Raw genomic sequence first — 11,486 nt, forward strand, 5'->3', positions numbered from 1 at the left:
GCCATAAGGGTTTTCTACTCAGGTAACAATTTGAATTTCCTGACTTTATTTAAGACTTGTCCGCTTTAGGAGAGTCGTTTTTAAGACAATTATCGCTTTATGAGGATATATACTATGCGTAATTTAGATCTATCTCCACTTTATCGTTCTTTCATCGGTTTTGATCACTTAGCTCAAATGATGGATAACGCGAGTCGCAATACCAAGCAATCAAACTTTCCACCGTACAATATTGAGCTTTTAGGTGAAAATGACTATCAAATCACCATGGCTGTTGCAGGCTTTTTAGAATCTGAGTTAACCATTGAAACAGAGAAAAACACGCTAAAAGTATCTGGCGTTAAAGCAGAAAAAGAGTCGCAAGCTGAGCGTAAATTTATTCACCAAGGCATTGCTGAGCGAAACTTTGAGCACAAATTCCAGTTAGGTGATCATGTTAAAGTTGTAGGCGCAAATTTAGAAAACGGTTTATTGAACATTACTTTGCTTCGCGAAATTCCAGAAGCGCATAAGCCACGTAAAATTGCCATTAACTCAACGCAAGAGTTACTTGAAGAAGCATAAACTTTAAAACAGATTTTCCAACCACAAAAAGCGCCGCAAGGTGCTTTTTTAGTTTAAGGCGTCGAGCGCGCGCTGTAATTTGACTTGGGCGAGGTGATTAAGGTTTTGCGCTTTTTCAATGCTAATCGCATTAAACGCCACTTCATCACCTGCGCGCTTTTGTAATAAGTTTGCACAATCTAATGCAGTGACTGAGCCAAGTTTCGGATAGCCGCCAATGGTTTGGCGATCATTTAAAAGTACGATGGGTTGGCCATCGGCAGGGACTTGTATTGCACCTAGGTTAATACCCTCAGAAAATCGTGCACCGGTTGGGCTTTCTAATGCAGCACCTTGTATACGATAACCCATGCGGTCACTTTGCCCAGTTACGGTATAACTTGAACTTAGAAAGCGGTTCAAATCAGCCGCTGAAAATTCATGATGTTGCAGTGCAAGCACCATATTAAGCGGTGTGTTTTGGCAAAAATTAGGTATTAAGTTAGCAGGTAACCTCTTTTGCTTGCTAAAACGAGGTGCTTGCTGTTTTATCAGTGTGTTAGCTTCAATTTTGCAGCCAAGTCCTTCACGCATGACAGTACTAACACTTGTAAAGTGTGACTGTGCTTTGACCCCACCCGAGATTGCAAGCGTGTGCCTCAAACCAATGTGGGGCGTTGCAATTTCAATTACATCGCCACGTGCTACTTGAATACTTTGCCAAAGCGCTTGGTTTTTATTGTTAATCGTAAACCCGACATTTAGCCCTGTGAGTGCAATTGTTATTGGTGCTAGTACTTCCGCACGAAAGCCGCCTAGCGTTAACTCAAGTGCTGGGCTATTAATTGGGTTGCCGACAAGGGCATTAGCAATTTTAAAGGCGTAAGCATCGTGACAACCCCCGGTGGTAAGGCCTAAATGGTTTTGCCCGAACCGCCCCAAATCTTGCACGCAGCTATAAAGCCCAGGATTTATCACTTTGAGTATGCTAGTCAATGTGACCTCCTAAACGAATAAATTCGTTTCGCTCAATAGGTACAAACTTCACGCTATCACCAATATTAAAAGGCAAAGGTGGGGTATTCGCAGCATCAAATAGTGAAACAGGGCAATTACCAATAAGATTCCAGCCACCTGGAGATACAGCTGGATAAACCGCAGTTTGCTTATCCGCGATGGCGATTGAACCCTTGGCTACTTTTTTACGAGGAGTCGCAAGGCGAGGAGTGGCAAGTATTGGGTTTACTTCACCTAAAAACGCAAAACCAGGAGCAAAACCAATGGCAAATACACTGTAAATTTGCTCGCTGTGGAATTTGATAATATCGGATACAGTCAGATTTTTTGCTTTTGCCATGGTGTTTAGATCAGCACCCACTTCGCTATGGTAATAGGCGGGTAACTCGATTTGCTTTACTGAAAATGTAATATCGTTTAGCTGGGTAAGTATGCTTTTAATTTTTTGCTTTATTGAGAAGTGATCAATACTAAGGCTTTGATAAGTAACTAACGCACTGGTGTAGGAAAGGGTCACATCAACAATTAATTCACCTAGTGACGTCTTTAAAGCGTGTGAAAAGGCAGCGATTTTTTGTGTTTGCTCGCTTGAAACAATATCACTAAAGTAAACTATTACGGCATTTTCGCTCGCATCAAAAATGCGATAGCTAGGGTTACTCATTGCTACCAATAATCTGTTTGATTTTTGCTATTTGAGCAACTGCACTAGGATTATCACCGTGTACACATAGCGAGTCGCATTGCAGTGTTAACTTGCTGCCATCGCGGGTGGTGATCGTGCCAAATTGCTTTAACTCACTCACTTGCTCAAGTAGCTTGGTTTCATCGTGCACAGCACCTGCAAGATTACGTGAAACCAAGGAACCATCAGGGGTGTATTGCCTATCAGCGAAGACTTCAAACAGTAATTCAATGCCGGCTTTCTGTGCGATTTGAATTGCTTGGCTGTTATTAACTCTACTTAGTACCATTAGCTTTAACTCACAGGGGTAACTTGCGATTGCCTGTGCAATGGTGTTAAGTAACTCGGAGTTTGCCATCATATCGTTATAAAGTGCGCCGTGTGGCTTTACATAGCTAAGGCTAAGCCCTTGTACTTTTGCCATGCCTTCAAGCGTTGCGATTTGAAAGTGCAACAAATTGGTCAGCTCGGTATTTGATAGATGCATGCTGCGCCTGCCGAAACCTTGCCTATCTGGGTAACTTGGGTGAGCACCTATCTCAACATTATGAAGTTTCGCTAGACTCAGTGTTTGCGCCATTACATTTGGGTCACTTGCATGAAAACCACACGCAATGTTTGCCATATCAATGACTGGCATGGCTTGTTCATCACAACCTAGCGAGTATTGGCCAAAACTTTCCCCTAAATCGCAATTGAGTTTCATGGTTTATCCTTGGCAGCGCTTAATGTTATCGAGAATAATGCCGCTAGCCATAGCAACATTGAGTGATTCAGCCTGACCAAAGGCAGGTATAGTTATTTTTTTGCTAATCGCACTGGCAATATGCTCGCGAATACCGTGAGATTCGCTACCCATCACTAATATTAAGTCGCTTTCAAACTGGGTTGAGTGAATGCTTTCGCCGCCTAAGTATGCGCCGTAAACAGGACGAGTTTGCTTACTAAAGTAGTCAGTTAATTCAGTTTGAATAATATTGACGCGAGTAAAGCTTCCCATTGTCGCGCTGATCACTTTTGGATTATAAGGGTCTGCACAGTCAGGGCTTAAAATCAGCTCATTAATGCCATACCAGTCGGCCACGCGAATGATGGTGCCTAAATTGCCTGGATCGGCAACGCCATCAAGCACAATGGAAATACCTTGGCTGTTTGACTCACCTTGTTTTGGCGTTTTAACAATCGCAATGGCGGCATTATTACTTACTAAAGTGCTAGCTTTAGCAAGTTCCTCTTCTTCACAAGTGATGATGTTGAGGTCAGTTAATCGTGAAGCGTGCTTTTCGCAAAAAATTTGGGTTGCAAAAAGCTGTTCAATAACTAAATTGCTGTCGAGTAATTCGAGTACGTTTTTTTCACCTTGCACTAAAAATAAATTTTGTAACTTACGTTGCTTTTTTTGAGATAACGCACGTAATTGTTTTAGCTGGTTTTTAGAGATCATACTGTACCCTTCTTAAATCTGACAAAATTATATCACTCATCGCTTGAGGCGGAAGGGTTTTGACAATAAGAATTTTTAGCCTATACCTAAAAGTGTAAGGCAAATGCTTTATATCTCTCACAAACGTTCAAATGGTTTGAACACTTACGCAAAGGAGCGCGTTATGAAAATTCTAACCTTGCCAATCCTAGGCGCATTGGCTTTATTATTTTCTTCGATCACATGTTCTGTTTTAGCAAGTCCGAATGAGACAAAGCCTGATCATGATAAAGTGTCTGAAGTGACTAAATTAGCCCTCGTTAATTTAAACACTGCAAATGCCAAGGAGTTGGCAACCTTACCAGGTATTGGTGAATCGCGGGCACTTCGAATTATTAATTATCGTGAGCAAAATGGGCAGATAAAATCGCTGGAGCAATTAGGTGAAATTAAAGGGTTTGGAGAACGCTCACTCGCAAAATTAAAAGGCAAGGTCGCCTTTTAAGATATTTATAAGCGCAAAGAAAGGGGCTAATTAGCCCCTTTATCTTTTTTATTTTCGTATTCTTTTCTTGCGTTTGCCAACAGGGGCTTAATAAACGTCAATGTTATCGGTGTGGTAATTAGCGGGTAACATAAGCCTACAATGAGTAGGTATAAAAGTAGCCACCAAGATTCAATATTTGCTAGCAATAAAAATATTGGTGTTAGGCAGGCAATCTTGATGACATTCAAGGTGATTTTTTTCCCTGCAGGCAAGCTTGCAACTGCTAAGTGGATAACCTCTTGTCTCTCTCGGACTGATAATCCATCTAATTCTGGGATATTTTTTGTTGAAAAATACATATTAAATCTTTTTAGCAAAAACAAGGCGTGTGACTAGTACGATAAATAATACAGTACTCGCAATTGCAAAGATCACTTGCATCCAACCTGGCATGCTTAGGCCAAGAAATTGCCAGCTGATGTTGCCACAGTCGCCTGTGACTTCAAAAAACCATGGCACCAATTGATGCAGTGGCAAAAATGCAGGGAAATTCGGTTCAAATGCACAACCCGCAAAAGCAAATGGGTCAGTATTATTTTGCATAGCAATATGTTCGGCAGCAATTAAATAGCCCCAGATTGCTGAGATAGCCCAAAGCGTAAATCCGATAACACGAGCAAAGACATTTTGCGGTTTAATCGCACCTGCAATACCTGCGAACAACAGCCCCAACATTGCCGTACGCTGGTAAATACACATTACGCATGGCCCTAAATCCATTGCATATTGGAAGAAAAGTGCTGCAGCTTCAAGAATAAACGCAATGCCAGCTAATAAAAGCCAAGGTAAGCGTTGTTCTGGCCAATGGGCAAGTTTTGAAAACATAGACGTTACTATTTGTTCGTTGGTATTGGGGCACACTATAAAAAAAACGTGGCTGGTTCGCACGAATTTTCGATGGAAATTTGTAAAATGGCGTAAATCAGATGATTGACGTGATTTTTAAATTGTGAATTGCGTTACAAACATTAACAGAGCTGTGGTAAAAACAGTTTACAGACTATTTTATCTTATGCATTTATTTGCTTGTGCAAACAATCGCATCTGGTACAATCAGTTTGACTAAAAAAGCATTACAAGAACGACTGGACACTTCATGAGAATTTTTAAAGCCAAAAGCCCTGCGGGATTTGCTGAGGAATACATAGTTGAATCAATTTGGAACGGTGAGTTCGCACCAGGTTCAATTCTACCAGCAGAGCGAGAGTTATCAGAGCTTATTGGTGTAACACGTACAACGCTACGTGAAGTGCTACAGCGTTTGGCACGTGATGGTTGGTTGACTATTCAACACGGTAAACCAACACGTGTTAATAATTACTGGGAAACGTCTGGTCTTAATATTCTCGAGACATTAGCCAAGTTAGATTCAGGTAAAGTACCTGAACTTATTGACCAGTTGCTTTCTGCACGAACAAACATCAGTGCGATTTACACACGTTCAGCGATCAAAACGAACCCTGATAAAGTAATTGAAACCTTGACTCGAGCTGATGATTTAGCCGATACAGCAGAAGCGTTTGCGGATTATGACTATCGCATGCATCATGAACTTGCATTTGCGTGTGGTAATCCAATTTATGTTTTAACGCTTAATGGCTTTAAAGGCTTTTATGCGCGTATTGCACGTCATTACTTCGCTGATGCTCGCACGCGTAAGTTGGCGCTTAAGTTTTTTGCAGAATTAAAAGCATTAGCAGAGCAAAACAAATTTGATGAGTCTATTTTCTTAGTGCGTAAATATGGTTTAGAGTCAGGCGCATTATGGCAAGAAATTAGAGAAACGATGCCAGAAGATATTATGGAGCAAGATGCATAACTAACTTCTCGCTTAGCCAACGAAAGCCAGCATATCTGCTGGTTTTTTTGTTTTTTATGGCTGAAATAGCAAAGCAAGTAACGCCTTTCATCTATCCTAAGGAAAGGGCTTGTGCAAAAACAAAACCTATCAATAAATCAAAACTCACTATCGCGTGATTTGTATCATAATCGCTTTTATCGAACGGCCTTATCGTTTTAATTGATTATCTTTAACTACATCGATTCGTTACACTTTCTTAAGTTAAAAATAAAAGCCAAGCACTCTTGGTTTTTTTTATTTAGGCATTATATTTATTGCCAGAGATGATGATAAATCATCGCAACTGGATATTTCATTATAAATAATTGGAGAAAATAATGGGCGTATTAGTAGGCCGCAAGGCACCAGACTTTACAGCTGCAGCAGTTTTAGGCAACGGTGAAATCGTAGATAGCTACAACTTACACGAAGCAATTAAAGGTAAAAAAGCAGTTGTTTTCTTTTACCCATTAGACTTTACTTTCGTATGTCCTTCAGAGCTTATCGCTTTTGACAAGCGTTTCGAAGAATTCCAAAAGCGTGGCGTAGAAGTTATCGGTGTTTCAATCGATTCTCAATTCTCACACAACGCATGGCGTAACACGCCAGTTAACGAAGGCGGTATTGGTCCAGTTAAATACGCACTAGTTGCTGACGTTAAGCACGAAATCTGTCAAGCATACGACGTTGAGCACCCAGAAGCTGGCGTTGCTTTCCGTGGTTCTTTCCTAATCGATGAAGAAGGTAACGTACGTCACCAAGTAGTTAACGACTTACCACTAGGTCGTAACATCGACGAAATGCTTCGCATGGTTGACGCACTAGCGTTCCACTCAGAGCACGGTGAAGTGTGTCCAGCAGGTTGGGAAGAAGGCAAAAAAGGTATGGATGCAAGCCCAGCTGGCGTTGCAGCTTTCCTATCTGAAAACGAAGGCGACCTATAAGTCAAACTCGTTGAGCTGTCTTTATGGCAGCTTTCAATAGATATAAAAAATCCGGCAACTGCCGGATTTTTTATGTATTTAATTCTGATTAGAATTTGTATTTAGCACCAAGCATAAATACGAATGGGTCGATTGCTACGTCTGAAGTAACCGCTTTTTGACCGTTAGCCCACACTTCTGCATCCGTATTGATGTCAATGTATGATGCCATTACGTGAATGCCCCATTTATCATTAATTGAATAGTTTGCACCTACCTGCGCTGCTAAACCGAATGAATCATCAAGTTTAAGTTCAACGTCATCTGTACCAAGTGCCGCTTTAAGTTCACTATCAACCTCTTCGCTGAAGAAAATAGTGTAGTTTGCGCCAAGACCTACAAAAGGACGGAACTGGCTGTCTGCGCTACCAAAGTGGTACTGTGCAAATAGTGATGGTGGTAGATGTTTTGTAGAACCGATTGCTACGCCATTTAAACCGCCTGAGCCGTTAATGTCATGGCTAAAAGGTGTTGCTGCAACTAGCTCAACAACCCAATTGTCGTTTAGAGCATAGTCAAAAGTAATACCTAACTGTGTATTGCTATCTACTGTTACACCTGTGCCATCTAAGCTTAGAGGGCTTGCACTGCTATCAGGGTTTACGTGGATTGCACCTACGTTAACGCTAAGCTTAGCCATTGCTGGAGCTGCTAAAAGACCTGAAGTAAGTAGTGCTGTAGTTAGTAATTTTTTCATCGATAATCTCCCGAATCATCTTTTGTTTTGATGTGGCTATTATCGGTAGCTGAAAAAATTAAAAGCTGTTCTAGATCAAGTTTTGATAGTCAAAAGGTGGTCAGTAACATTAGAATTTGATTTAGATTAAGTTTTTGGCCAAGTGAAGGGCATTTATGAGTATTTTATTAGTCATTCCCAATCGCAATCTCGATAAACTCGTCGCTAAATTTCAATTGTTATTGCCTAATACCCCAATTGAAGTTTGGCCAAATGTGAAAGAACCACTTGCCGTTGAATATATAATTGCATGGCAACCTCCCAAAGGATCATTTGCGCCTTTTACTAATTGCAAAGTAATCGCGTCTTTTGGTGCGGGGGTAGACAGTATTTTAGACTATCAAGATCTACCAAAGATACCGGTAACGCGTATCGTTGATAATACGTTAGCCAAAGATATGAGTCGGTATGTAATGACCCATATCCTTGCTTACCAACACAGACTAGTAAGTTATTTCAAGCAGCAAGATGCACTGCAATGGAAACCTAAAAGAGCGAGAGCTGGTAACAAGGTTACGATTTTAGGTGCGGGTCAACTAGGGTTAGCTTGTGCCAAATTACTTAAATTAAATGAGTTCGATGTGAGCGTTTGGTCGAGAACACAAAAGTCACTTGACGGTATTAACAGTTATAGCATTGATGAATTGGTTGATGCTGTGAACGATGCTGATTACATAGTATGTTTATTACCAGCTACAACTGATACAACACATATTATAAATCAATCCTTACTGAATCAAACTAAAAAAGGTGTGGTATTAATCAACGTATCACGTGGCAGTACGGTTGATGAAAAAAGCTTATTAGCATCTTTAGAAACCGGTCAGGTTGGGCATGCAGTGTTGGATGTCTTTAATATCGAGCCTTTACCCGCAGAACACCCATTTTGGCAGCATGAACAAATCACTATTACCCCTCATTGCTCAGCCTTAAGTAATGTCGACACAGTGACAGAGCAATTAAGTGAAAACTATTTAAGAATGTTAGCAGGTAAGCCTTTACTCAATGTTGTTAACCGAGAATTGGGTTATTAAATTAATACTAATTACTGGTTGTAAAACCAGTCTTTTAATGGGTTGTTAAAATTTGTAAATTGTTTACAATAATTTCTCAGTACAAGTTATGTACTAAAAAACAATAATAAAAATATATTTGGGGGAGTTATGCACCGCGCAATGACTAAAGGCATCAAATTAAGCTCAGTCGCTTTATTGGTTGCTTTTTTAGGAGTGAGTGCTTGGTTTACTCAAGCTGATGAAGTTGTAAACCAAACAACCGAAGTTATAAATGTAGAATAAGGCTCAATGGAGCCTTATTTTTTTGCGTGAATTTCTCGGTTTGCTAGCTTAGCTTGTTCATTTTTACTCAATAACACATACACTGATCCATAACCACCGTGCTGAGTTTGTGCTGTATGAAAACCAAGTACAAATGGGAAGTGAACTAGCCAAGCGTTAACATAGCTTTTCATTTTAGCCGGTTGCTCAGTGTTTTCTTTTCCAACCCCATGCTTAATCAGCACAACGCGAATATTTCTGCGATGACAAGTAGAGAGCTCGTTAATTAATGTATCTTGCGCCTCTTTTATCGAAAGACCTTGTAGCTCTATTTTTGCATCGATATCGTATTTTGCTAACCGCAAATTTTTAAATACCCCAGCTTGCAAACCTGGTGACTTGAAGCTGATATAATCATCAGGTGCAACAAATTCCACTTGTGTGTTTTTTAATGCATCTTTCAGTTGGAGCAGCTGTTTACTGCTTTGTTGTTTGTAAAAACTGCTCAGAGCGTTTTTTGCACTGTTGTTAGGGGTGTTAATGGCATCTTGCTTTAACGGTGTAACATCAGCCATTTGCTGAAGGAAAAAGTCAGAGTCTGAGTGAGACATGGCATGCTCTCGATTGTTACGAAATCATGCCATTATTGTATCGCTATGCTTAGTTCTGTTCTAGTTGATACTGGGTATAAACTTTAAAAAGATAAAACGCATTAATTAAAATAAGCGTAATGTTAGATAAATGTTGTTGCGGATCTGTTGTCATACTTTGCATTGCGAAAAGTGATACAAGCGATATCACAGCAAAAAGCTTAATGACCTTAGTATTACTAATAAAAAAAGCACCAATACATAAAGCGAGAATAACAAGATTTGTTGATAAAAAGATTAAGTGTTCCACTTGGTGCCTCCGATAATTCTAAGTGGTGAGAATTATCGGAGCATTTAGTGTTTTCTTCAAACGAGAAAATCTGTCATTTTCAAATAAAAAAAACTAATCTGAAATAAGGTGAGATATAACAGAAATAAAGCCTTCTTCTTTAACTATTTGATATTTTTGACATCCTACATTTTGATTGATGTCATCGCATAAGTAGATCTTGCCTTGTTCAATCTCTCCAGCCAAGGTTAAATCAGAATCTAAAATAGTTGCAGGTATGCCTAAAAAACCCGACCAATAAATACTTGTGCCTACTACATTTAGCTTCTGGTAGGAGATCATTTTTGGTTTAGGTATTACAATTGCTAAAAGGGCAAAGAATGCAATTGTGAACCAAAGCCCTTTTTTGGGTTTATTATTTGCCGAGGACGCACTCGATTTTGCTGTTTGTGACTGGCTTGCACTTGATGACTGCGATTGAACGCGACTTTTGGGTGCTTCGCGCTTTTTGACTTTTTTCTTACTGGTTGAGTCGCCCATTAGCGACTGACGTTTAATTTTAATAGACATATGTGTTAATTCGTTTGACAATAGTGTCATTAATTTGTGATCTGAATTATAAGTATATAAGTTTAACAATATAATTCATTAATAAATACGGGACGATTTATGAGTGGTGAGCATGCTATTTTGATAGTAGACGATGTAGGGACAGTGAGAAACTTTCTTCACCAGACACTAATTCATTTTGGTTTAAATAACATAGATGAAGCTTCTACAGCACAAAAATGCATAGAGAAAATTAATGATAAGCAATACGATGTTATTTTTCTCGATATTGAGCTGCCTGATGGTGATGGAAAAGAACTAATCAAAGAAATCAATCAAATTTCTCCTGAATCGAATGTCGTCATGGTTTCTGCGCACTCAACCGTTGAAAATGTGAAAGATGCAATAGAGCGCGGTGCAAAGGGGTTTGTAGTTAAGCCTTTTTCACCAAAGAAGATTGCAGGTATTTTGAAGAAGCTAATGCCTGAGCTTGCAATTTAGTCAGAGTATGAATTTTAGATATAAAAAAACCGGTGTTACCCGGTTTTTTTATTTGCAAAATAAAGTACTAATTAAAGTGCTTTGATTTTTGCAGCTAAACGGCTCTTATGACGAGCAGCTTTGTTCTTGTGAATTAGACCTTTAGTTGCGTAACGGTCTAAAACTGGAACTACTTTTTCGAAAGCTGCTTGTGCGCCTTCTTTGTTACCCGCTTCGATTTCAGCAACTACTTTCTTGAAGAAAGTACGCATCATTGAACGACGGCTTGCGTTGTGCTGACGACGCTTTTCGCTCGTAATAGCACGTTTTTTTGCAGACTTGATGTTAGCCAAGGTTTGCTCCTAACAATCTTAAAATAAGCTTAATTTAAAGGCCGAGGAATATGCCAATATAAAGTGCAAAAGTCAATTACTTTTGCACTTTTGTTTAGCTTAAAAGCTGTACTGGCTTGCCTCAACCGAACAAGTGGCGGGAGTATATCAAATAAGCACTTATTAATACTAGTA

Annotated in this window: 18 protein-coding genes; 7 read left to right on the forward strand and 11 right to left on the reverse strand. The window is 39.7% G+C overall.

The features are described from left to right. The first annotated feature begins 114 nt into the window (after positions 1 to 114). Positions 115 to 564, forward strand: a complete 450-nt coding sequence (locus OM33_RS07385) for an Hsp20 family protein (protein WP_010560673.1) — start codon at positions 115 to 117, stop codon at positions 562 to 564. Positions 565 to 612: 48 nt separating this feature from the next. Here the strand turns inward: OM33_RS07385 and OM33_RS07390 are convergent, their stop codons facing one another. From OM33_RS07390 to OM33_RS07405, 4 genes are read right to left on the reverse strand one after another with little or no spacing between them, the layout of a single operon-like run. Beyond that, positions 613 to 1,539 (reverse strand): 5-oxoprolinase subunit C family protein, encoded by a 927-nt coding sequence (locus OM33_RS07390; RefSeq protein WP_038640473.1) that lies wholly within the window; start codon positions 1,537 to 1,539, stop codon positions 613 to 615. Next, positions 1,532 to 2,224: a 5-oxoprolinase subunit PxpB gene (pxpB, locus tag OM33_RS07395; RefSeq protein WP_038640475.1), complete on the reverse strand. Its 693-nt coding sequence runs from the start codon at positions 2,222 to 2,224 to the stop codon at positions 1,532 to 1,534. Before pxpB ends, OM33_RS07390 begins: the two co-directional genes overlap by 8 nt. Then, positions 2,217 to 2,951: a 5-oxoprolinase subunit PxpA gene (locus tag OM33_RS07400; protein ID WP_038640478.1), complete on the reverse strand. Its 735-nt coding sequence runs from the start codon at positions 2,949 to 2,951 to the stop codon at positions 2,217 to 2,219. Before OM33_RS07400 ends, pxpB begins: the two co-directional genes overlap by 8 nt. A gap of 3 nt (positions 2,952 to 2,954) precedes the next feature. Beyond that, a complete protein-coding gene (locus OM33_RS07405; RefSeq protein ID WP_038640480.1) occupies positions 2,955 to 3,689 on the reverse strand; it encodes a TrmH family RNA methyltransferase in 735 nt (244 codons plus the stop codon). 163 nt (positions 3,690 to 3,852) lie between these two features. On the opposite strand from OM33_RS07405, the gene OM33_RS07410 reads away from it, so the two are divergent. Beyond that, positions 3,853 to 4,173: a ComEA family DNA-binding protein gene (locus OM33_RS07410; RefSeq protein WP_038640483.1), complete on the forward strand. Its 321-nt coding sequence runs from the start codon at positions 3,853 to 3,855 to the stop codon at positions 4,171 to 4,173. Between the two features lie 26 nt (positions 4,174 to 4,199). Here the strand turns inward: OM33_RS07410 and OM33_RS07415 are convergent, their stop codons facing one another. Beyond that, a complete protein-coding gene (locus OM33_RS07415) occupies positions 4,200 to 4,514 on the reverse strand; it encodes a DUF6170 family protein (protein WP_038640485.1) in 315 nt (104 codons plus the stop codon). 1 nt (position 4,515) lies between these two features. Next, the gene (gene dsbB, locus OM33_RS07420) at positions 4,516 to 5,040 is read right to left on the reverse strand and encodes a disulfide bond formation protein DsbB (protein ID WP_038640486.1); all 525 of its coding nucleotides are present in this window, start codon (positions 5,038 to 5,040) and stop codon (positions 4,516 to 4,518) included. Positions 5,041 to 5,311: 271 nt separating this feature from the next. Between dsbB and fadR the strand changes: the two genes are divergently transcribed. Continuing rightward, positions 5,312 to 6,034, forward strand: a complete 723-nt coding sequence (gene fadR / locus OM33_RS07425; RefSeq protein ID WP_038640488.1) for a fatty acid metabolism transcriptional regulator FadR — start codon at positions 5,312 to 5,314, stop codon at positions 6,032 to 6,034. 359 nt (positions 6,035 to 6,393) lie between these two features. Next, positions 6,394 to 6,999: a peroxiredoxin C gene (locus OM33_RS07430; RefSeq protein ID WP_010560664.1), complete on the forward strand. Its 606-nt coding sequence runs from the start codon at positions 6,394 to 6,396 to the stop codon at positions 6,997 to 6,999. Between the two features lie 88 nt (positions 7,000 to 7,087). On the opposite strand, the gene OM33_RS07435 is transcribed toward OM33_RS07430, so the two are convergent. Then, positions 7,088 to 7,735, reverse strand: a complete 648-nt coding sequence (locus OM33_RS07435) for an OmpW/AlkL family protein (protein ID WP_038640490.1) — start codon at positions 7,733 to 7,735, stop codon at positions 7,088 to 7,090. A gap of 155 nt (positions 7,736 to 7,890) precedes the next feature. Between OM33_RS07435 and OM33_RS07440 the strand changes: the two genes are divergently transcribed. Together OM33_RS07440 and OM33_RS22915 are read left to right on the forward strand one after the other, a co-directional pair. Next, positions 7,891 to 8,808 carry a 2-hydroxyacid dehydrogenase gene (locus tag OM33_RS07440; protein WP_038640492.1) on the forward strand — a complete coding sequence of 306 codons (918 nt, stop codon included), beginning with the start codon at positions 7,891 to 7,893 and terminating at the stop codon, positions 8,806 to 8,808. 129 nt (positions 8,809 to 8,937) lie between these two features. Then, on the forward strand, positions 8,938 to 9,072 hold the full coding sequence (locus OM33_RS22915; protein ID WP_267884423.1) for a hypothetical protein: 135 nt from the start codon (positions 8,938 to 8,940) through the stop codon (positions 9,070 to 9,072). Between the two features lie 14 nt (positions 9,073 to 9,086). On the opposite strand, the gene smrA is transcribed toward OM33_RS22915, so the two are convergent. The 3 genes from smrA to OM33_RS07455 all read right to left on the reverse strand — a co-directional run bounded on the left by smrA (position 9,087) and on the right by OM33_RS07455 (position 10,500). After that, on the reverse strand, positions 9,087 to 9,662 hold the full coding sequence (gene smrA, locus OM33_RS07445) for a DNA endonuclease SmrA (protein WP_038640494.1): 576 nt from the start codon (positions 9,660 to 9,662) through the stop codon (positions 9,087 to 9,089). A gap of 49 nt (positions 9,663 to 9,711) precedes the next feature. Then, entirely contained in the window at positions 9,712 to 9,951 is a 240-nt protein-coding gene (locus OM33_RS07450) for a hypothetical protein (RefSeq protein WP_038640496.1), read from the reverse strand. A gap of 93 nt (positions 9,952 to 10,044) precedes the next feature. Beyond that, positions 10,045 to 10,500 carry a hypothetical protein gene (locus OM33_RS07455; protein WP_199922422.1) on the reverse strand — a complete coding sequence of 152 codons (456 nt, stop codon included), beginning with the start codon at positions 10,498 to 10,500 and terminating at the stop codon, positions 10,045 to 10,047. Between the two features lie 99 nt (positions 10,501 to 10,599). Between OM33_RS07455 and OM33_RS07460 the strand changes: the two genes are divergently transcribed. Then, the gene (locus OM33_RS07460; protein ID WP_038640500.1) at positions 10,600 to 10,980 is read left to right on the forward strand and encodes a response regulator; all 381 of its coding nucleotides are present in this window, start codon (positions 10,600 to 10,602) and stop codon (positions 10,978 to 10,980) included. Between the two features lie 71 nt (positions 10,981 to 11,051). Here OM33_RS07460 and rpsT read toward each other — a convergent pair whose 3' ends face one another. Next, the gene (gene rpsT, locus OM33_RS07465) at positions 11,052 to 11,312 is read right to left on the reverse strand and encodes a 30S ribosomal protein S20 (protein ID WP_010560657.1); all 261 of its coding nucleotides are present in this window, start codon (positions 11,310 to 11,312) and stop codon (positions 11,052 to 11,054) included. Between the last annotated feature and the right edge of the window lie 174 nt (positions 11,313 to 11,486).

Source organism: Pseudoalteromonas piratica (genome assembly GCF_000788395.1).
GTDB classification, from domain to species: domain Bacteria; phylum Pseudomonadota; class Gammaproteobacteria; order Enterobacterales; family Alteromonadaceae; genus Pseudoalteromonas; species Pseudoalteromonas piratica.